Source organism: Pseudomonas sp. GW823-FHT01D03 (assembly GCF_058798255.1).
Genome location: NZ_JBXAKK010000001.1, coordinates 3,806,455 through 3,827,026 on the forward strand (window position 1 = coordinate 3,806,455; position 20,572 = coordinate 3,827,026).

Sequence of the window (20,572 nt, forward strand, 5' to 3'; positions counted from 1 at the left end):
TTAGCGCAGACTGGATTTGAGTTCGATAAACCGACGTGTCGCCAGCAGCCCCGCCGGGTGGGCATGGCGGGCCGGTGCCAACCAAGGGATCAGCGTCGCCATTTGCGCGTGTCCGTCCTGCCCTTGCAGGGCAGACATCAGGCGCTGCACATCGGGATCGTGTTCGGGCACGGCGGCGTCCGGGGTGGCCACCTGACGGCTGCGTCGTGGTGCTTTGCGTTGGTCGGATGGCGTCCAGTCGCCGGCAATCCAGTCGTGCAGCAGCTGCTTTTCATACGGACTGAACACGCCGAACATCGCCGCACCGTCGCCGTCAATCAGTTGCCAGAAACGGCTGGCTTGCGGATCTTCGTTGCGTTTGATCCAGCCCTTGTCCTGCATCGCCTGAAGAAATCCGGGCAGTTGCTCGGGCGTGGCCAGCCATTGATTGACGGTTTTGCCTTCGAAACGGCAGTAGTCGGAGTGCATGTGCTGACCGAACGGGCGTTTGCGCTCAAGCATCGCCAGCACTTCCTGCTCCAGATCAAAACCTTCGATGATCGCGCGACTGCCCTTCCCCAGATCGTTGAGTCGATAGCCCAGCGATACCCGGCGCAGAAATTCGTCGCGATCGGCTTCCAGCGGCAGCAGGTCGAGCACCGACTGCACGGCTTTTTGCGCATGGCCGGTGCTGGCGTTGTCGATGGTCACATGCAGGGTGAAGTAGTACGGATCGATGCCCAACTCGCTGAGTTCATAGGCACTGATCAGCAAGTGCAGCGGCAATTGTTCGTAGCCGAGGTTGTAGCCGATCACCTCCGGCAGCAAGCTTTCGCCACAGGCGCCGAGTGCCAGTTGCAGGGCACCTTGCAGGTAGCGTTCATCGGCGATCGCGCTGGCGTCCTGCAAACCGTGCTCAGCGAGCAGTTTGCGGTAGATCACCACGTGGTTTTGCGCTGGATTGCCGTCGCCGAGTTCCTCCAGATAGGTACACAGCAACCCGTCGAAACGCGGGTCGCGCCACTGCGCCAACAAACCGTACAGCCACGCGCCATCGACCAGTTTGGTCGGCGCCACTGCTTGCAGAAAGTACAGCGCATGGGCTTTGTTGCTGAAGAACTGGCGCGGTCCGCCGGCCTGGCGCTGTTGCAGGTAATCGGCGTACTGCCGGGCAACTTCTGTGCAGTGCCCGGCGACCCAGCCTTGCCACGCCGACGGATCCTGCGGAAGTTCTTCGGGCAACAGCGCGGCACGTTGCAACTGCTCGGCGAGAAAATCCTGCGCGAGGGTTTCAGGCGCATCCTCAAGCAGCAGTGCCTCATAAATACGCCGCAGATCGCCGTCGGTAGTGATGGGCTGTTGCTGCGCGCTCGGCGCCTGCAGAGGGGTCAGGGCAGTCATGTCAGTGTTCTCGTTCGGTTGGCCGGTCAGGGCGTTGTTTCACGCCTCTACATCAGCAGAGCAACCGCTACGGAGAAAAATTCAATCGACATGAAAATTGCCCTGACGGACGGAGCATCGCGGTCTCGGCACGGGCTGCCCGAGACCGCGATTTTTGACGGTACTTCAGGCCTGACCTTTGGCCTGATCCTCCAGATGCACCTTTAAATCCGGGTCGATCTGCAGCGCAGCGGCGAGTTCGTCCAGATAGTTGCGTTCGGCTTTTTGTTGGTCGTCGACGAGGATCACGCTGACCAGGTACATTTCGGCGGCCATGGCCAGGTCGCCGTTGGCAACCGTGGCGACTTCGTTGGCGTCCAGCGGTTTGGCAACTTCAGCGTTAAACCATTGCTGCAATTGTGGATCGTCGGTGTGTTTGCCAATCTCTTCATCGATCATCTGCCGTTCCCGGGCGTCAATCTCACCGTCAGCCTTGGCTGCGGCGATCAGCGCCCGCAGCACAGCATGACTGTGTTCTTCGACTTCGGGCCCGGCCAGCAGATTTGCGGTTGGCGGGATCTGTTGTGGTGCGGCTGAGGCCTGACTGCGTTGCCAGGCCTGATACGCCTGGAACGCCATCATCCCCAGTGAGGCCAGCGCCGCGTAATTGGTGCCGCCGGAACGGTTTTGCGTACCGCCACCGAGTGCTCCGCCAAGTGCACCGCCCAGGCCACCACCGCTACCGCCGCCGAGCAGGCCACCGAGCAAACCGCCCAGCCCACCGGACTGCGCCGCTCTACCGCCGGAGCCTGCACCGCCATCCAGCAGACCGCCAAGCAAGCCGCCCAATCCACCCAGCCCACCGGCGGCCGGGCCAGCACCTTGTTGTCCCACCGAGGCCTGGCCCCGCAGCAGTTGTTCGAGCAAATCGCTGGTGTTCATGATCTCGTCCTCAGCCATTGGCAATACATGCGTCAGGCAACAATAGACTGCCGACGCTGGCGCGCCAGCACCGTTTGGCTGACGCTGGCAGATTTCGCCGAGGTATTTTTCGAGCGGCCAGCTAAGATTCAAAGGTGGTGAACCTTATCCCGGCCAAACCGGTCGATAGCTGCAACCCCGACCCGGTTTGCCGGCGCCCTTTGCCCGAGGGTGATACCCGGCATGCTTCATTTTTCTGGAGAACGCCCCTGTGATATCGACCGTACACATCGCCAGGCTCAAAGCATGGGGCGCCCATGGTTTTACCGCGACCGGCGTGGTCACTGCCTTTCTGGCGACCCTCGCCTTGCTGGAGAACCAGCCGACCCACTGTCTGATGTGGCTGGGCGTGGCGCTGATCGTCGACGGTCTCGACGGGGCACTCGCGCGCAAGGTCAATGTGCAGTCGGTGCTGCCGAGTTTCGACGGCTCGATCCTCGATCTGGTGATCGATTATCTGACCTACGTGTTCATTCCGGCGCTGTTCATCTATCGCTACATTCCCCTGCCCGACTACACCCTGCTGCTGAGCGTATCGCTGATTCTGGTGTCGTCGCTGTTCTGTTTCTGCAACGTCAACATGAAAAGCAAGGACAACTATTTCGTCGGCTTCCCCGCCGCGTGGAACGTGGTTGCCCTGTGCCTGTACATCATCGACCCGGGGCCGTGGATCACCTTTCTGACCATCATCGGTCTGGCGCTGCTGACCGTAACCCGCATGAAATTCCTGCACCCGTTCCGCGTACGCCGGTTCATGCCGATCAACATCGCGGTGACGGCCATCTGGCTGCTATGCAGCCTGTCGCTGGTGCTCAACCACCCGGTGATCAATCCGCTGGTGATGGGTTTGTGGCTGCTGGCGTCGGCGTACTTTCTGGGGATCTGTATCTGGCGTACGGCGCTGGAATGGGTTGATGGGGCGCACCTCAAATAGGCCCGATCACCATACCCAAAACCTGTGGGAGCGGGCTTGCTCGCGAATGAGTCTGTCCAGTCGATAACTCTGTCTGCTGACCCACCGCATTCGCGAGCAAGCCCGCTCCCACAGAGGTTTGGCATGATTCTGAACATTCAGCGTTTGGTGATGACCACCTCCAGATACTCGCTCGGCACCACCAGCGACTTCTCTCCCACCCGGTTCGAGCGGGTCAGCAGATCCGCCAGATCACTCTCCAGCGCCTGCCCGCTTTCCGGTGGCAATGCCGCGAAGGCCTTGTGCACTGGCCCGTACCAGTGGCGGAAAATGTCGATGAAGTGCGCCGCCGAGCGATAGCGGAAATTGAAGGTGCGGCGGGTCACTTGCAGCAGAAATTCACGCTCATCGAAGTGGCTGTGCAGCCACGCTTCGGTGCCCCAGTTCGACGGCGGCTGGGCCACGGCGGGGGGCGGGACGTGGCGACCTAGAACCTTGAACATCTGGCCGACGAAGCCTTCCGGCGTCCAGTTCGCCAGACCGATGCGTCCGCCCCTTCGGCAGACCCGCGCCAGTTCCGCCGCCGAAGTCGCCTGATCCGGGGCAAACATCACGCCGAAGGTCGACAGCACCGCGTCGTAACTCTCATCGGCGAACGGCAACGCTTCGGCATCGGCGACCTGAAAAATCACATCCAGATGCTCGGCCCGTGCCCGATCCTGTCCCCGCTCCAGCAGCGCCGCCACATAGTCGGTGGAGGTCACCTGACAACCACGTCGCGCCGCCGCCAGTGTGGCATTGCCGTTGCCGGCGGCAACGTCCAGCACCTGCTCGTCACAGCGCAGGTCGCAAGCCTCGGCGAGATTTTCGCCGACGATTTGCAAGGTGGTGCCGATCACGGCGTAATCGCCGCTGGCCCAGGCGACTTTCTGGCGCTCTTTCAAAGCCGTCAGATCAATGGGAGTACTCATCAATCGTGCTCCGCAGGTTGGAGAAATTCACTCGGCCGTGGTCGGGTCGATGACCGTCGTCACCCGCGCCACGCTGTTGGCCGGAAACCCGCCCAGCCTGGCGTGCTCGCGCACCTGTTCTTCGTCAGGGGCGATGTAGACGCAATAGATTTTGTCGGCCGTGACGTAACTCTGCAGCCACTGCACCTCTGGCCCGAGTTCACGCAACACTTGGCAGGAGGTTTGCGACACGGCTTTGAGTTCTTGCTCCGACAGCTTTCCGGCCCCTGGAATCTCGCGCTCAATCACGAATTTCGGCATGGCAACCTCGCGCTCTTTTTATCAGCGACAGGGTCGGCAGTGGCCCTGCTTGTGCACTATCGCGCCGAGGGGCGATGGCGTCCCTGCCAATCGTCCGAAGAGCCCGGAAAACCGCGGCCGGGCCGATGAATGGCGGCTTTTTGTAAAGGCCTCGAAACACTTTCGGGATTGCCATGGCACGCGGGCAATCAGGTCGGACGAACAATGGCTCACGAATCGCGACCTGTGAGCCGTTGTCGGGTTTCGACACTTACGCCGCCGGTGCCTTGGCCTCCTCCAGCAACTGACGGATCATCTGCTCCTGCGTCTGGTAGCCGCCCTCGCCGAAATGGCTGTAACGCACCTGCCCTTTGGCATCGATCAGGTAATGCGCCGGCCAGTACTGATTGTCGAAATGGCGCCAGATCGCATAGTTGTTGTCGATCGCCACCGGGTAAGTGATGCCGAGTTTCTGCACCTGCTCCCTGACGTTTTCGATGATCCGTTCGTAGCCGTATTCCGGGGCGTGCACGCCGATCACCAGCAAACCGTCTTTGGCGTATTTTTTCTCCCACTCTTTAACGTACGGCAGGGTGTGCTGGCAGTTGATGCAGTCGTAAGTCCAGAAATCCACCAGCACCACTTTGCCGCGCAGATCCTCAGCGTTCAACGCGGGTGAGTTGAGCCATTGCACCGCTCCGGACAGCGACGGCATGCTGCCCTGGCCTGTCTCCATCGGCGAGTCCGCGCGGACTTTGCTGACCAGGTAATCGAGCACTTTCGGTACGTTCTGCAGCACGCGGGTCTCGACGCCAGCAAGGCCTTCGGACGAGGTGCCGGCCAACAGGGTTTTGTCGGTGCCGGTCGCAATCAGCGCCGCTGCACCGAGCACCGCAACCCCGGCGCCACGGCGCAGCCAGCCGGTGAAGGGAATCGACGGCTTGAGCCGGTTGACCAGCCCGCGCCCGGCAAAAATCAAAATCCCCAGCGACAATGCACTGCCGGCGCCATAAGCCAGCAACAGCAGGCTGGTCTGCGCGTTGGCACCTTGCAGCATGGCGCCGGTGAGGATCACTCCGAGAATCGGCCCCGCACACGGTGCCCACAACAAACCTGTGGCCACGCCGAGCATGATCGAGGTGAGCGGCCCGGACTTCTTGCGCATGTCGGGGTCGAGGCGATTGCCGAGCCAAACAAACGGTCGCGCCAGCCAGTCGCCGACCCGCGCCGAGATCAGCGACAGGGCGAACAGCGCCATCACCCCCAACGCGACGTGGCGTCCGGAATTACTGGCCTGAATCACCCATTCGCTGCTGACCACCGCCAGGCTGGAAATCAGCGCAAAGGTCAGCGCCATGCCAACCAGAGTCAGCAGGATCGACGAGCGCTGGCGCTGCGCACCGGCAAACAGGAACGGCACCACCGGCAGGATGCACGGGCTGAGGACGGTCAGCAGACCGCCGACAAATGCGATCAAGTACATAAGCTTCACTCCGAAAAAGGGCTCACTCAGTTCTCGTTGTTGCAGCCATCGGCGAATTTGCGGTAATCCAGCACCTGGGTTTTTCCGGCCGAATCCAGGTACGTCATGCGCGCATCGATAATGCCGCAGGTCACCGAGTTGTCCTCGGTCATCGACAGCACTTTCTGGATGTCCAGGTGCGTGCCGTAGGTGTAGGTGTGCGGGCTGACATCGGCTTCGGCGCGGGCCGACAGGGTGCAGATGTTCAGGGCGGCGAACAGGCAGGCGGCGACTACGGTTTTGTGCGTCATGATGGTTTCCTCAGGGCTTGTATGGGTTGAGCCGAGGCAAGCTGTGTGGGCCTCGATGGAGCCTATTTGAAGCGCTTGAGGTATCGCGTCTGTGTCAGGAAACGGTCGCTATCAATCGCTGTGTATCTCTGCCGCCCGGAGATACACAGCGATACAAAACCCTGAAAAAATCGCGCTTTTGCGTGTGTATGTATCCGTCACGGCGCCAGATACACTGCAATACAAACCCGGGCAGGCAAGCCGGCGCAGGCTCGATAGACTGCACCGCATTGCCCTTTGATAGAGGTTCTGCACCGATGGAACATGTCGATCACATTCTCATCGTCGACGACGACCGCGAGATTCGCGAGCTGGTCGGCAATTACCTGAAGAAGAACGGTCTGCGCACCACTGTGGTCGCCGATGGCCGGCAGATGCGCAGTTTTCTCGAAGCCAACACCGTTGACCTGATTGTGCTCGACATCATGATGCCCGGCGACGATGGCCTGCAGCTGTGTCGCGAATTGCGCGTGGGCAAACACAAGGCCACGCCGGTGCTGATGCTTACGGCGCGCAACGATGAAACCGACCGCATCATCGGCCTGGAAATGGGCGCCGACGATTACCTGACCAAGCCGTTCGCCGCTCGCGAACTGCTGGCGCGAATCAACGCGGTGCTGCGGCGCACACGGATGCTGCCGCCGAATCTGGTGGTCAGCGAAAGCGGCCGGCTGCTGGCCTTCGGCCGTTGGCAACTGGACACCTCGGCCCGGCATCTGCTGGACAATGACGGCACGCTGGTCGCCCTCAGTGGCGCCGAATATCGCTTGCTGCGGGTGTTTCTCGATCATCCGCAGCGGGTGCTCAGCCGTGATCAATTGCTCAACCTGACCCAAGGCCGCGAAGCCGATCTGTTCGACCGTTCGATTGATCTGCTGGTCAGCCGTTTGCGCCAACGCCTGCTCGATGATGCACGTGAGCCGGCCTACATCAAGACCGTGCGCAGCGAGGGTTATGTGTTCTCGCTGCCGGTGGAGATCCTCGGGGCCTCGGCATGAGCCTCAAGCTGCATTGGCCGCGCACCCTGGCTTCGCGGTTGTCGCTGATCTTTCTGGTCGGGCTGATCCTCGCCCAGGGCCTGTCGTTTGGCGCGCAGTATTACGAGCGCTATCAAAGCGCCCGCAGCACCATGCTCAACAATCTGCAAAACGACGTCTCGACGTCGATTGCGATTCTCGACCGCTTGCCCGCAGAGGAACGTCCCGCCTGGCTCACCCGGCTGGCTCGGGCCAATTACAATTATCTGCTGAGCGAGGGTGAACCGGGGGAGCCGCTGGACGCGGGCGAGATGCCGGTAGCCGGTACCTCGATCAGCGCCGCGATCGGTGATGCCTACCCGCTGACCTTCACCCGGTTCCGCGAGGAGAAAAAACACTTTCAGGGGCATTTGCGCCTCAGCGACGGCAGCCCGCTGACCATCGATGTGCGCCCGGCCATGCCTCCCCTGTCGCCGTGGCTGCCGGGGGTATTGCTCGGGCAACTGGCGCTGCTGATCGCCTGTACCTGGCTGGCGGTGCGCATCGCGATCCGCCCCCTCGTCCGCCTCGCCAACGCCGTGGAAAGCCTCGACCCCAATGCCCATCCAGTGATGCTCGACGAACACGGCCCGACCGAGGTGGCCTACGCCGCCCGGGCCTTCAACGCGATGCAGGCGCGCATCGCCGCGTATCTGAAGGAGCGCATGCAACTGCTGGCGGCGATTTCCCATGACCTGCAAACCCCGATCACCCGCATGAAGCTGCGCGCAGAGTTCATGGACGACTCGGTCGAGAAAGACAAACTGTGGAACGACCTCGGCGAGATGGAACATCTGGTGCGCGAGGGCGTGGCGTATGCTCGCAGCATCCACGGCTCGACCGAGGAAAGCCGGCGTACCGACCTCGACTCGTTCCTCGACAGTCTGGTGTTCGACTATCAGGACATGGGCAAGGACGTGCAGCTGAGCGGCAAGAGCGCCGCGGTGATCGATACCCGCCCTCAGGCCCTGCGCCGGGTGCTGGTGAATCTGACCGATAACGCACTGAAATTCGCCGGCGCGGCGCAGTTGCAGGTCGACACCGACGACGGTCTCTGCATCAGAATCCTCGATCGCGGGCCCGGTATTGCCGAAGCCGAGTTGCAACAGGTCATGCAACCGTTCTACCGGGTGGAAAACTCGCGTAACCGCAGCACTGGCGGCACCGGCCTGGGCCTGGCGATCGCCCAGCAACTGGCCATGGCCCTCGGTGGCTCGCTGACCCTGAGCAACCGCGAGGGCGGAGGCCTGTGCGCGGAGTTGAAATTGCCCCTGCGCTGACCCCCACACCAATCCCCTGTGGGAGCGGGCTTGCTCGCGAAAGCGGTGTATCAGCCCCTGATGCATCGACTGTCACACCGCGTTCGCGAGCAAGTCGAATCTTCGTACCGCCGCTCCCACATTGAAATTTGCACAGGGCACAAACACTGCATCTTGCCCCAGCCCGGCTAGACTGACTCATAACCCAGTCGAGGGGGAATGCAGGACGACGTCTGCTGTGCCCTGCCCACTTCTGTGACCACCGCCCTGCGGCCCATGCCTCGACAACGTTTTGCCACCGGACGGTGATCCTGTATCAGGAGCACTCGTGATGGACGAAACAAGACTCAACGCTTTCATGGGCAAGCTGGTCAACGACATGGGCGGCGCCGCGATGCTGGCGAATGTCATCGTTGGCGAAGAGCTAGGGCTGTACCGGGCGATGGCCGACAGTCAACCGGTCACCCCGCAAGCCCTCGCCGAAAAAACCACCTGCAACCCGCGTCTGGTGCGCGAATGGCTCAGCGCGCATGTCGCGTCCGGCTACATGGAACATCACGATGGTCAGTTTCGGTTGCCGGAAGAGCAAGCGCTGGCACTGGCCGTGGAAGACTCGCCGGTGTACGTCGCCGGCGGACTCGGTGTGGTGGCCTCGTTTTTCCACGACAAGGACAAACTGGTCAAAGCCATGCGCGGCAACGGCGCCCTGCCCTGGGGCGATCATCATCCGTGCATGTTCAGCGGCACCGAACGTTTCTTTCGCCCCGGCTACAAAGGTCACTTGATCGCGGAATGGCTGCCGGCGCTGGACGGCGTGGTGGCCAAACTCGAAAGAGGCGCCAAAGTCGCCGACATCGGCTGCGGCCACGGCGCCTCGACGGTGATCATGGCCCAGGCCTATCCCAACTCGCGCTTCGTCGGTTTCGACTACCACGCACCGTCGATCAGCGTCGCCACCCAGCGCGCCGAAGAGGGTGGCGTCAGCAGCCGGGCGAAATTCTTCCAGAACACCGCCAAAAGCTACCCCGGTGACGACTATGATTTGATCTGTTACTTCGACTGCCTGCACGACATGGGCGACCCGGTCGGCGCGGCCCGGCATGCGTTCGAATCATTGAAGGACGACGGCACGGTGCTGCTGGTCGAGCCGTTTGCCAATGATGCGCTGGACGACAACATCACCCCGGTCGGACGCCTGTTCTACGCGGCCTCGACCTTTATCTGCACGCCGAATTCGCTGTCGCAGGAAGTTGGCCTGGGGCTGGGTGCGCAGGCTGGTGAAATGCGCTTGCGCAAGGTGTTTACCGAGGCCGGGTTCAAGCATTTTCGCCGGGCGACGCAGACGCCGTTCAATCTGATACTGGAGGCGCGCAAGTAAATTACCGCTATCACCTGTGGCGAGGGAGCTTGCTCCCGTCGGTTTGTGTAGCGACCCTGAAAACAGGCCTGCTGCGCAGTCCAGCGGGAGCAAGCTCCCTCCACACGGTTAATGCTAACCTGCGGGCATCGTCCTCCCCGGAGTGCTGACCATGCTCGACAGCCCGACCCGCGAACACCTCGACACCCTGCACCAGGCTATCGCCGATGGCGGCTTTGTGGTGCTGACCGGCGCGGGCATCAGCACGCCGTCGGGCATCCCGGATTACCGCGACAGTGAGGGTGTACGCCGGGGCCGGCAGCCGATGATGTATCAGGAATTTCTCGCCGCTCCGGAATCCCGTCGCCGCTACTGGGCGCGGGCCATGCTTGGCTGGCCGCGGGTGCGTCAGGCGCGGCCCAATGCCGCGCATACAGCACTGGCCGAGTTGCAGCGCCAGGGGCGAATCAGCGACTTGATCACGCAGAACGTCGACACCCTGCACGATCAGGCCGGCAGTCAGAACGTGATCGAACTGCATGGCAGCCTGCACTGGGTGCTGTGCCTGGATTGCGGCCAGCGCAGCGCGCGCGATGACATTCAGCAGCGGATGGTCGAGCAGAATCCGTACCTGGCCGGGGTCGACGCGGTGCAGGCGCCGGACGGCGATACCCTGCTCGACCCGGCCTTCGAAGCGCGCTTTCAGACACCGCAATGCCCTTATTGCGCAGGCGAGCGGATGAAGCCGGACGTGGTGTTTTTCGGTGAGAACGTGGCGCAGCCAACGGCAGCACGGGCCATGGCGGCGGCAGAAAATGCTGCGGGATTGCTGGTGGTGGGGTCGTCGCTGATGGCGTATTCGGCATTTCGTCTGTGCCGGGTGATCGCCGATCGCGGCAAGCCGTTGCTGGCGATCAATCTGGGCAAGACTCGCGCCGATGATCTGCTGGATCTGAAGATCGAGGCGTCATGCGAACAGCTGCTGCCGTTGCTGGTGCAACGCCTGACGTCCTGAACCGCTGATTCCCCTGTAGGAGCGAGCCTGCTCGCGAAAGCGTCCTTTCAGCCAAGACTTTCCTCGAATGATACCCCGCCTTCGCGAGCAAGCCCGCTCCCACAGGATCAGTGTTCGGCTTTGAGGATGTCGAACAGTGCCTGCGCCGCTGCCGACAGCTCATTGCCCGGCTCCGTGAGCACACCAATCGCCCGCTCCACCGAATCATTCAAGGTCAGGCAACAGGCGCCCAGCTCCTGCATCTGCTCGGCACACAACGCCGGCACCGCACTCACCCCCAGTCCGCTGGCGACCATGCGCCCGACGGTTGCCAGTTGATGACTCTCGAACTCCACCGGCAGTTTCATGCCCCGGGCCTGCAAGTGCTCTTCGAGCATTACCCGCACCGTCGACGGCCGTTGCAGGGTGATGAACGGTTCCTGCAGCAGGGTCTGCCAGTCGATCTCCATGCGCTCGGCCAACGTGGAATCCTGCGGCACCACTGCGACGAAGCGATCGATGTACAGCGGAGTGAACGTCAGCGAGGTGTTCTGCATCGGTTCGAACGCCACACCCAGCTCAACGTGCCGGTCGCGGACCATTTCCAGCACTTGCTCGTTGATCACATCGTTGACCGTCACGTTGACGTTCGGATAGCGCGCGCGAAAGGTCTTGAGAATCGGCGGCAGCAGGTTGCCGGCAAACGACGGCATCGCCGCCAGCGTCACCCGCCCGCGTTGCAGGCTGAAGCGCTGACGCATTTCGTCTTCGGCGTTGTCCCAGTCGGCAATCAGACGCCGGGCCAGCGGCAGCAGCGATTCGCCCTCGGCGGTCAGCGCCACATTACGAGTATTGCGACTGAACAACCGCCCGCCCAGCCCCTCCTCCAGCGCCTTGATGGTCAGGCTCAGCGCCGATTGCGACAGGTGCAGACGCTCGCAGGCCACGGCGAAGCTCAGGCTCTGGGCCACAGCGAGGAAAGCACGGATCTGTTTGATGGTCATACTGGATACCTTACCGTTCTTGCTACTGCCTCGGATCAACGCCGTTCCCACTGTAGGAGCTGCCGCAGGCTGCGATCTTTTGATCTTGATCTTTAAAAAACAAAATCAAAAGATCGCAGCCTGCGGCAGCTCCTTGTATCTCGACTATCGCTCCGTCAGGAGCGATAGTTCTCGACTGATCATCGAGGGAGGGACTTGGAAGCCGTGCAGCTCCTTAGGCTTTTTGCCTGTGATGTAGATCGTGCTCCAGCCCTCCACACTCACTCATATAGTTCGAACGGTATCTTGGGCCCGTCTCTGGCGAGAGCTCGCATTCGCAAGGTTGGACAGAGTGCAGTGATGATCGAAAACGGATCAATGGAGAGACAGTCATGTCCAGTTTCGTCGGTGTCGATGTCGCTAAAAATACCTTTGATATCGCCACGCACTTGCCGAACGGCAAGCACAAAACCAAGGCCAAGCTGCCTAATAACTCGAAGGGTTTCAAAGAATTTGAAGCTTGGTTGAACAAGCAGGTCGAGCCTACAGCCTTGATCGTGATGGAAGCCACCAGCATCTATCACCTGGAACTTGCCGAGTTCGTCTACAGCAAGGGTTACCGGGTCTGTGTCGTCAATCCGGCCACGACCCATGCTTACGCCGACAGCGAGTTACGCCGGATCAAAACCGATAAAAGCGACGCCAAACTGATCGCTGATTTTGCTCGGGAAAAGGCTGAAAAGCTTCAGCTTTGGGCACCGGAGCCACTGAAATACCGCCAACTGAAGGCGATGGTGCGTCGGCTGGATGATCTTCAGGAAATGGAACAGATGGAGCTCAATCGTCTGGATGTGTCCGACGAAAAGGTCAAAGACTCGATCAACTCCGTTCTGCGCCACATCGAAAAAGAGATCGCTGAAACGCACAAAGCGATCAAGAAACACATCGACGATGATCCGGACATGCGCCAGATGCGCGACTTGATCGTGACCATCGACGGTATCGGGCAGAAAACCCTTGAGCGGCTGCTGGCCGAACTGGGCGACCTGCGCAAATATGACGACCCTCGCAAACTGGTCGCTGCTGCGGGGTTGAACCCAAAGCTGCAGGACTCGGGAAAGCTCAAAGGCAGAACAGTGATTTCCAGGATCGGATCGGCTCGCGTCCGCGCGGGTCTGTACATGCCAGGCCTGGTAGCGCTGAAGCACAACGAGGCGATCATCGCCATGAAGGAACGCTTGAAGGCCAATGGCAAGGCGCCCAAACAGATCATCTGTGCAGCCATGCGCAAGTTGCTGCACTTCGTTTACGGAGTGCTCAAATCGGGCCAACCATTTGACCCGAAATTGGCACTTGCCCGGTAAGGGGCAAGACGGTATCTACAGGGAAAACACCAGCTATTGAGTTTTATCTATTAATCAACCTTAAAAATCAACTTAACAAATATATCCTCCAGCGAGACACTCCAGTCATTCGGCTAGCCAGCCGCCCGACAAACAATAAAAGAGGTGCATATGGCAGGTTTCGACAAGCGCGTGAGTTCCTACGAGGAAGCCATGGCGGGTCTTGAAGACGGCATGACTGTGATCGCCGGCGGCTTCGGCCTGTGCGGTATCCCGGAAAACCTGATCGCCGAGATCAAGCGCAAGGGCACCCGCGACCTCACCGTGGTTTCCAACAACTGCGGCGTCGACGGTTTCGGCCTCGGTGTGCTGCTGACCGACCGCCAGATCAGCAAGGTCATCGCCTCCTACGTCGGCGAAAACAAACTGTTCGAAGAGCAACTGCTCAAGGGCGACATCGAAGTCATCCTGACCCCGCAAGGCACCCTCGCGGAAAAAATGCGCGCAGGCGGCGCCGGCATCCCGGCCTTTTTCACCGCCACCGGCGTCGGCACCCCGGTCGCCGAAGGCAAGGAAGTGCGTGAATTCAAAGGGCGCAAGTACCTGATGGAAGAGTCCATCACCGGCGACTTCGCCATCGTCAAAGGCTGGAAAGCCGACCATTTCGGTAACGTCGTCTACCGTCACACCGCGCAGAACTTCAACCCGCTGGCGGCCACCGCCGGCAAGATCACCGTGGTCGAAGTCGAAGAAATCGTCGAGCCCGGCGAGCTGGATCCGTCGCAGATCCACACCCCCGGCATCTACGTCGATCGGGTCATTTGCGGCACGTTCGAAAAGCGCATCGAACAGCGCACCATCCGCAAATAATTCAGGCTGACGGAGAATAAAAACATGGCACTTACCCGCGAACAAATGGCTCAGCGCGTCGCCCGCGAAATGCAGGACGGCTACTACGTGAACCTCGGCATCGGCATTCCGACCCTGGTCGCCAACTACATTCCCGAAGGCATGGAAGTCATGCTGCAATCGGAAAACGGTCTGCTCGGCATGGGTCCGTTTCCGACTGAAGACACCATCGATGCCGACATGATCAACGCCGGCAAACAGACCGTGACCGCGCGCATCGGCGCATCGATTTTCAACTCCGCCGAATCCTTCGCGATGATCCGTGGCGGACATGTCGACCTGACCGTGCTAGGCGCGTTCGAAGTCGACGTCGAAGGCAACATCGCCTCGTGGATGATTCCCGGCAAACTGGTCAAGGGCATGGGCGGCGCGATGGATCTGGTGGCGGGCGCCGACAACATCATCGTGATCATGACCCACGCCTCCAAGGACGGTGAGTCCAAACTGTTGGCCAAGTGCAGCCTGCCGCTGACCGGCGCCGGCTGCATCAAGCGGGTGCTGACCGACCTCGCCTACCTGGAAATCGAAAATGGCGCTTTTGTCCTCAAGGAACGCGCACCTGGCGTCAGCGTCGAGGAAATCGTCGCCAAAACCGCTGGTAAACTGATCGTCCCGGATCACGTACCGGAAATGCAGTTCGCTGCCCAGTGAGGAATTCGAAAATGCAAGACGTCGTAATTGTTGCCGCCACCCGCACCGCGATCGGCAGTTTCCAGGGTTCGCTGGCCAGCGTGTCCGCGGTGGATCTGGGTGCTGCGGTGATCCGCCAGTTGCTCGAACAGACCGGTCTGGACGGTGCGCAGGTCGATGAAGTGATCATGGGCCAGGTGCTGACCGCCGGCGCCGGCCAGAACCCTGCGCGTCAGGCCGCGATCAAGGCCGGCCTGCCCCACGCCGTGCCGGCCATGACCCTGAACAAGGTCTGCGGCTCGGGCCTGAAAGCCCTGCACCTGGGCGCACAAGCGATCCGTTGCGGCGATGCCGAGGTGATCATCGCCGGCGGTCAGGAGAACATGAGCCTGTCCAACTATGTGATGCCGGGCGCACGCACCGGTCTGCGCATGGGTCACGCGCAAATCGTCGACACCATGATCAGCGATGGCCTGTGGGATGCGTTCAACGATTACCACATGGGCATCACTGCCGAGAATCTGGTCGATAAATATGAGATCAGCCGCGAACAGCAGGACGCCTTCGCCGCCGCCTCGCAACGCAAAGCCGCTGCGGCCATCGAAGCCGGGCGCTTTGTCGATGAGATCACCCCGATCCTGATCCCGCAGCGCAAAGGTGATCCGGTGGCGTTCAAGGTTGATGAGCAACCACGTGGCGACACCACCGCCGAATCGCTGGCGAAACTGCGTCCGGCGTTCAAGAAGGACGGCAGCGTCACCGCCGGTAATGCTTCGTCGCTGAACGACGGCGCCGCCGCAGTCATCCTGATGAGCGCCGAAAAGGCCAAGGCCCTTGGCCTGCCGGTGCTGGCGAAAATCGCCGCGTATGCCAACGCCGGCGTTGACCCGGCAATCATGGGCATCGGCCCGGTCTCGGCCACTCGCCGCTGCCTGGACAAGGCTGGCTGGAACATCGGCCAACTGGACCTGATCGAAGCCAACGAAGCCTTCGCTGCGCAATCGCTGGCAGTGGCCAAGGATCTGCAATGGGATATGGACAAGGTCAACGTCAACGGCGGCGCCATCGCCCTCGGTCACCCGATCGGTGCGTCGGGCTGCCGCGTGCTGGTGACGCTGCTGCACGAAATGATCAAGCGTGATGCGAAAAAAGGTCTGGCGACCCTGTGCATCGGCGGCGGTCAGGGTGTGGCGCTGGCGCTGGAACGCGCTTAACCCAAGAGTTCACAGCGGGCGGCGGATCCACGACATCCGCTGCTCGCTGGCAACAAAAAACCCGGTGCGACTTACGCTGCACCGGGTGTTTTTTTGCCCATTCAAAATCTTCTTTGAATGGGCCTCCCTCTTCGCGAGCAAGCCCGCTCCCACAGGGGAATGCTTTCCAGGGTGGGAGCGGGCTTGCTCGCGAAGGGGCCAGCTCAGGCAACAGAAAAACCAGGGCTCACACCGCCATCTGCAAAATCAACCACGCATTCGCCCCACTGATCACCGCAAACAGCCCCCACGCCAGCACCCGGGTCGGCAGCCGATTCACAAACGGCCCCATCAGTTGCTTGTCGCTGGTCATGCGGATCAGCGGGTACAGCGCAAATGGCAGTTGCAGGCTAAGTACCACCTGACTCAGCACCAGCAGTTTGCCCACCGCGTTATCGCCCATCAGCCACACGCCGATGAACGCCGGAATCAACGCCAGCCCCCGGGTGATCAAGCGCCGCTGCCAGCAGGGAATCCGCAGGTTCAGATACCCCTCCATGATCACTTGCCCGGCGATGGTCCCGGTGAACGTCGAGCTCTGCCCCGACGCCAGCAACGCCACGCCGAACAGCACACTGGCCAGCGCGCCGCCGACCAGCGGGTCGAGCAGGTGGTAGGCGTCCTGGATGTCGACCACGTCGGTATGCCCGGACTGGTGAAACGCGGCGGCCGCCAGAATCAGAATCGCCGCGTTGACCAGCAGCGCCAGCGCCAGCGAACCGATGGTGTCGATGCGCGCCAGGCGCACCGCGTCTTGCTTGCTGGCCAGATCCTTGCCGATCATCCGCGTCTGCACGATCGAAGTGTGCAGGTAGAGATTGTGCGGCATCACCGTGGCGCCGAGGATGCCGATTGCCAGGTACAACGGCGCGGCATCGCTGATCGCCGATAGCGACGGTTTGAACCCGGCGAACACGTCCGGCCAGTAAGGTTTGATCAGCACCAGTTCGACGAAGAAACACACGCCGATGGTCGCCACCAGCACCAGCATGATCGCCTCCAGCCGACGGAAGCCACGGTTCTGCAGGGCCAGCACCAGCAGCGTGTCGAAGGCGGTCAGGGCAATGCCGAAGGTCAGCGAACAGCCGAGCAACAAGTGAAATGCCAGGGCGCAGCCGAGCACTTCCGCCAGATCAGTGGCGATGATCGAGATTTCCGCCAGCACCCATTGCAGGCGTGCGGTCGGGGTGCTGTAGCGCTCGCGGGACAATTGCGCCAGATCGCGGCCGGTGGCGATGCCCAGCCGCGAGCACAGGCACTGCACGACCATCCCCGCCAGACTCGCCAGCAACACCACAAACAGCAGGCTGTAACCAAAACGCGAACCGGCTTCGATGGCAGTCGCCCAGTTGCCCGGGTCCATGTAGCCGATCGACACCAGCAGGCCTGGCCCGGCAAAACGCAGCACGCGTTTGAAGAACGAAGCGCTCGGATCCACCGCGACGCTGCCGGCCACTTCCGGCGGGCAGAACGGCGCGGTGGCGATTTTGGGTAAGCTGAATTTCACGCACACATCCAGAAACAAGTTCGAAAGACGCAGCTTAGAGGTTTCAGCTTCAGGCTTGAAGAGCAAAAGATCGCAGCCTGCGGCAGCTCCTACATTGGAACGCGTAGCCTGTAGGAGCTGCCGCAGGCTGCGATCTTTTGCTCTTACCGACTCACACCCAGTAACTGCTGACGCAACTCGGGGTTACGGGTACGCGGATCCAGCCAGATATCGAAAAACGCCCGGGCAAACTGCGGATCATCGATTTCATGCTGCAACTGCTGGCCGACAAAAAAACGCGCCCCCTGCCCCGGCAGATACACGCCAGTAATCCGCGTGCCGGCCTGCACATCGACGAACGATTGCTGCATTTGTTCTCGCCACTTGGCCAGTTGCGCAGGACTGACGCCTGCGCCTGCCAGCCGTTTGATTTCATCGACACTGGCCTGCACCAGATCATCACGGGAGATCTTGCGTTGGTAGATCAGCTCCAGAGCGAACGGCTGTTCGGTGGACAACGGACGTGCCGCGCTCCACAACCGCGCGTTGTAGACGTCGAAGCCGAACACACTGAAATCGCCGGTGCCGATGATTTGCGCGCCGGGCACGGCGTCCTGCCAGTTGGCCCAGGTCGGCGTCAGCAACAGCGCCCACAAGCCAATGCCACACACCCCACGCATCACTTTTGATGGTTTGCTCATCGCGGCATCGACTCCGGTAAACCCTGATTTTCAGAGCATAGCGGATATCACACGCACACTTTGTATACAAAAATTGTCGATCAATGCAGCAATCGGTTACCTTGGCCATCCCATCCCCGGAGGCCTCCCGCGTGCTGATCCTCAAATTACTGCTGATCCCCGGTTTTCTGCTGCTGATTTCTCTCGCCGGCAAGCGCTGGGGGCCGAGCGTGGCCGGGTGGCTGTCGGGGTTGCCGGTGGTGGTCGGGCCGATTCTGTTTTTCCTCGCCATCGAACAGGGGCCGCTGTTTGCCGCGCATTCGGCGGTTGCGGCGCTGTCGGCGATGTTCGCCATGATCGCCTTCTGCATTACCTACGCGCAGGTGGCACAGCGGGCGAACTGGCCGTGGGCGCTGACGATTTCCCTCACGGTGTGGGCGCTGCTGGCGCTGGGGTTGTCGCTGATTCCGTCGTCACTGACGTTCTCGGTCGCGGCGGCAGCCATTGCCCTGCTCGCCGCGCCGTACCTGTTCCCCGACGTGCAACCGGTGCTGAACGGCCCGGCACCGAAGTCGGACAAACTGCTCTGGCGGATGATTGCCGGCGCGGCGCTGACGCTGCTGGTGACGATGCTCGCGAGTACCGTGGGCGAGCGCTGGAGCGGCCTGCTCGCGGTGTTCCCGGTGCTTGGCAGTGTGATGGCGGTGTTCTCTCAGCAGACTCGTGGCCCAGCGTTTACCGCGGCATTGCTGCGGGCGACGGCGACCGGCATGTACTCGTTTTCAGCGTTTTGCCTGGTGTCGGCGCTGGCCCTGCCGAGCTTGGGCCTCAAAGGGTTCATCGCCGGTGTCGCAGTGTCGGTGGCGATGCTCGGGGTCACCCGCAAACTGCTGGCCCGGCCGGTCCCGGCAAAGGCCGACCAGCCCAAGGCTGACGCAAACGCCTGACAAACCGTGCTGGAATGCCGGGCATGCTCCGTGGGATCATCGCCGCCCTGGCGCGACCATCCCTCGGAGATTCACATGTCATTGCTCAGCAAGAAAGCCGTCGTCCTGTTGCTGGCGGCGGTCGCCGCTCTCGGTGCCCTCAATGCCCAGGCAGCCAAGCCCAAGGAAAAGGCCTCGACCAACAACGTGTCGATGCTCGACGGCAAGTTCACCTTCGTTCTGCCCAAAGGCTTCACCGCCGACCCGCTGCCAGCCGGGCCGACCGGTGCCAAGGGCACGATGTACACCAATCAGGCGACCAAGACCGTGGTCATCGCCGCGGAAAACCAGATCGCCGGTGGCGCCAGCGTCAAGGATAACGACAACGAATTTCTCGATGGCAGCCTGGCGAGTTTCATCGATGACCAGCGCAAGGCCCTGCCGGACTTCAACAAGCTCACAGAAAAGAGTCTGACCCAGAAAAGCAGCGGCCTCGGCGTGCGTCAGGTCGACAGCACCGCCACTCAGGGCGGCGGCCAGACACTGAATACCACCCTGCTCGCCGCCTCCGGCAAACGCATGGCGCTGGTCCAGGTGATTTCCCGGGCCAGCGACAAGAGCGGTCACGATGCGCTGGTGAAAACCATCCTCAAGGACAAGTGATCCTTACGGATTGAGTTGCTGCAGCCAGGCATTCAGATCCAGCAGCTCGGCCGCACTGATGCTGTGGCCGACACCGGGATAGGCGTGAAACTCGGGGCTGTAGGCGAGTTTCTGCAGCAGCGCATTGGCCTCGGTGCCGTCGCGGTACGGCACTCGATCATCGGCGGTGCCGTGACCGATGAAAATGTGCAGCGGCAACGGTTGCTGCTCGGCCTTGAGCTCGGCTTTCAACACCGGCAACAGGCGTCCGCTCAACGCTGCGATGCCGCCGACCGCCACGGGCGGACGCAGGCCCACTTCGTAGGTCATCATCGCGCCCTGACTGAAACCGATCAGGTACACCTTGTCCGGGCTGGCGTGATATTTCTGCGCCGCCTGCGCGACAAACTCCCGCAACTTCTGGCCGCTGGCGTGCAGATCCTCGGTTTCACCGTTGTAGGCCCCTTCGCCTTTCTTGCGAAACCACTGGAAACGCCCTTCGCCCAACGCCAGCGGCGCCTGCACCGACAGGTAGTTGTACTGCGCCGGCAACTGGAACTTCATGCCGATCAGATCGGCTTCGTTACTGCCGTAGCCGTGCAGAAAAATCACCAGCGGCCGGGTGTTCGCGTCCGGGTGGACCTGTTCGATGTATTTCAGTGGCAAGTCGCTTTGCAGCGTGATTTGCGCGTGGACGGCGCTGGACGCCAGGAGGGTTAACAGGGCAAACGCCTTCAACATAAAGCCTTCCTTCACAGAGTGTCGGGTTCGTCGGTGAG

General features: G+C 61.4%; 21 protein-coding genes. 11 read left to right on the top strand and 10 right to left on the bottom strand.

Features of this window, described 5'->3' with window-relative positions:
* Entirely contained in the window at window positions 1-1,380 is a 1,380-nt protein-coding gene (locus tag AC1RBR_RS16525; protein WP_492565593.1) for an iron-containing redox enzyme family protein, read from the bottom strand.
* 165 nt (window positions 1,381-1,545) lie between these two features.
* The gene (locus tag AC1RBR_RS16530; RefSeq protein ID WP_492565595.1) at window positions 1,546-2,301 is read right to left on the bottom strand and encodes a tellurite resistance TerB family protein; all 756 of its coding nucleotides are present in this window, start codon (window positions 2,299-2,301) and stop codon (window positions 1,546-1,548) included.
* Window positions 2,302-2,551: 250 nt separating this feature from the next.
* Between AC1RBR_RS16530 and pcsA the strand changes: the two genes are divergently transcribed.
* Window positions 2,552-3,274, top strand: coding sequence for a phosphatidylcholine synthase (gene pcsA, locus AC1RBR_RS16535; RefSeq protein ID WP_115985091.1), 723 nt, complete (start codon window positions 2,552-2,554; stop codon window positions 3,272-3,274).
* A 137-nt stretch (window positions 3,275-3,411) separates the two neighbouring features.
* Here pcsA and AC1RBR_RS16540 read toward each other — a convergent pair whose 3' ends face one another.
* The 4 genes from AC1RBR_RS16540 to AC1RBR_RS16555 form a co-directional block, all read right to left on the bottom strand.
* The gene (locus tag AC1RBR_RS16540) at window positions 3,412-4,224 is read right to left on the bottom strand and encodes a class I SAM-dependent methyltransferase (RefSeq protein ID WP_492565597.1); all 813 of its coding nucleotides are present in this window, start codon (window positions 4,222-4,224) and stop codon (window positions 3,412-3,414) included.
* A gap of 27 nt (window positions 4,225-4,251) precedes the next feature.
* A complete protein-coding gene (locus AC1RBR_RS16545) occupies window positions 4,252-4,524 on the bottom strand; it encodes a DUF4242 domain-containing protein (RefSeq protein ID WP_492565599.1) in 273 nt (90 codons plus the stop codon).
* 250 nt (window positions 4,525-4,774) lie between these two features.
* Complete coding sequence (locus AC1RBR_RS16550; RefSeq protein WP_492565601.1) at window positions 4,775-5,986, bottom strand: cytochrome c biogenesis protein DipZ; 1,212 nt, start codon at window positions 5,984-5,986, stop codon at window positions 4,775-4,777.
* A 26-nt stretch (window positions 5,987-6,012) separates the two neighbouring features.
* A complete protein-coding gene (locus AC1RBR_RS16555) occupies window positions 6,013-6,276 on the bottom strand; it encodes a DUF2790 domain-containing protein (protein WP_204895863.1) in 264 nt (87 codons plus the stop codon).
* Between the two features lie 296 nt (window positions 6,277-6,572).
* Between AC1RBR_RS16555 and AC1RBR_RS16560 the strand changes: the two genes are divergently transcribed.
* The 4 genes from AC1RBR_RS16560 (at window position 6,573) to AC1RBR_RS16575 (ending at window position 10,962) form a co-directional block, all read left to right on the top strand.
* Complete coding sequence (locus AC1RBR_RS16560; RefSeq protein ID WP_095136604.1) at window positions 6,573-7,313, top strand: response regulator; 741 nt, start codon at window positions 6,573-6,575, stop codon at window positions 7,311-7,313.
* A complete protein-coding gene (locus AC1RBR_RS16565; protein ID WP_492565603.1) occupies window positions 7,310-8,611 on the top strand; it encodes an ATP-binding protein in 1,302 nt (433 codons plus the stop codon). Before AC1RBR_RS16560 ends, AC1RBR_RS16565 begins: the two co-directional genes overlap by 4 nt.
* A 310-nt stretch (window positions 8,612-8,921) precedes the next feature.
* Complete coding sequence (locus AC1RBR_RS16570; protein WP_492565605.1) at window positions 8,922-9,968, top strand: class I SAM-dependent methyltransferase; 1,047 nt, start codon at window positions 8,922-8,924, stop codon at window positions 9,966-9,968.
* 151 nt (window positions 9,969-10,119) lie between these two features.
* Window positions 10,120-10,962, top strand: coding sequence for an NAD-dependent protein deacetylase (locus tag AC1RBR_RS16575; protein WP_492565607.1), 843 nt, complete (start codon window positions 10,120-10,122; stop codon window positions 10,960-10,962).
* A 107-nt stretch (window positions 10,963-11,069) separates the two neighbouring features.
* Here AC1RBR_RS16575 and AC1RBR_RS16580 read toward each other — a convergent pair whose 3' ends face one another.
* Window positions 11,070-11,945 (bottom strand): LysR family transcriptional regulator, encoded by an 876-nt coding sequence (locus AC1RBR_RS16580; protein ID WP_456020077.1) that lies wholly within the window; start codon window positions 11,943-11,945, stop codon window positions 11,070-11,072.
* A gap of 371 nt (window positions 11,946-12,316) precedes the next feature.
* On the opposite strand from AC1RBR_RS16580, the gene AC1RBR_RS16585 reads away from it, so the two are divergent.
* The 4 genes from AC1RBR_RS16585 (at window position 12,317) to AC1RBR_RS16600 (ending at window position 16,020) form a co-directional block, all read left to right on the top strand.
* Window positions 12,317-13,288, top strand: coding sequence for an IS110 family RNA-guided transposase (locus AC1RBR_RS16585; protein ID WP_492563214.1), 972 nt, complete (start codon window positions 12,317-12,319; stop codon window positions 13,286-13,288).
* Between the two features lie 150 nt (window positions 13,289-13,438).
* Window positions 13,439-14,137 carry a CoA transferase subunit A gene (locus AC1RBR_RS16590; RefSeq protein ID WP_253151160.1) on the top strand — a complete coding sequence of 233 codons (699 nt, stop codon included), beginning with the start codon at window positions 13,439-13,441 and terminating at the stop codon, window positions 14,135-14,137.
* Between the two features lie 24 nt (window positions 14,138-14,161).
* Window positions 14,162-14,827 (top strand): CoA transferase subunit B, encoded by a 666-nt coding sequence (locus AC1RBR_RS16595; RefSeq protein ID WP_003226176.1) that lies wholly within the window; start codon window positions 14,162-14,164, stop codon window positions 14,825-14,827.
* A gap of 11 nt (window positions 14,828-14,838) precedes the next feature.
* Window positions 14,839-16,020 (top strand): acetyl-CoA C-acetyltransferase, encoded by a 1,182-nt coding sequence (locus AC1RBR_RS16600; protein WP_481394636.1) that lies wholly within the window; start codon window positions 14,839-14,841, stop codon window positions 16,018-16,020.
* 226 nt (window positions 16,021-16,246) lie between these two features.
* Here the strand turns inward: AC1RBR_RS16600 and AC1RBR_RS16605 are convergent, their stop codons facing one another.
* On the bottom strand, window positions 16,247-17,545 hold the full coding sequence (locus tag AC1RBR_RS16605; RefSeq protein WP_492567252.1) for an Nramp family divalent metal transporter: 1,299 nt from the start codon (window positions 17,543-17,545) through the stop codon (window positions 16,247-16,249).
* 164 nt (window positions 17,546-17,709) lie between these two features.
* A complete protein-coding gene (locus tag AC1RBR_RS16610; protein ID WP_492565609.1) occupies window positions 17,710-18,246 on the bottom strand; it encodes a chalcone isomerase family protein in 537 nt (178 codons plus the stop codon).
* A 131-nt stretch (window positions 18,247-18,377) separates the two neighbouring features.
* Between AC1RBR_RS16610 and AC1RBR_RS16615 the strand changes: the two genes are divergently transcribed.
* Together AC1RBR_RS16615 and AC1RBR_RS16620 are read left to right on the top strand one after the other, a co-directional pair.
* Window positions 18,378-19,172: a hypothetical protein gene (locus tag AC1RBR_RS16615; RefSeq protein ID WP_492565611.1), complete on the top strand. Its 795-nt coding sequence runs from the start codon at window positions 18,378-18,380 to the stop codon at window positions 19,170-19,172.
* 75 nt (window positions 19,173-19,247) lie between these two features.
* Window positions 19,248-19,814: a DcrB/PsbP domain-containing protein gene (locus AC1RBR_RS16620; protein WP_481394633.1), complete on the top strand. Its 567-nt coding sequence runs from the start codon at window positions 19,248-19,250 to the stop codon at window positions 19,812-19,814.
* 3 nt (window positions 19,815-19,817) lie between these two features.
* Here AC1RBR_RS16620 and AC1RBR_RS16625 read toward each other — a convergent pair whose 3' ends face one another.
* A complete protein-coding gene (locus AC1RBR_RS16625) occupies window positions 19,818-20,534 on the bottom strand; it encodes an alpha/beta hydrolase (protein ID WP_492565613.1) in 717 nt (238 codons plus the stop codon).
* Window positions 20,535-20,572: the final 38 nt, after the last annotated feature.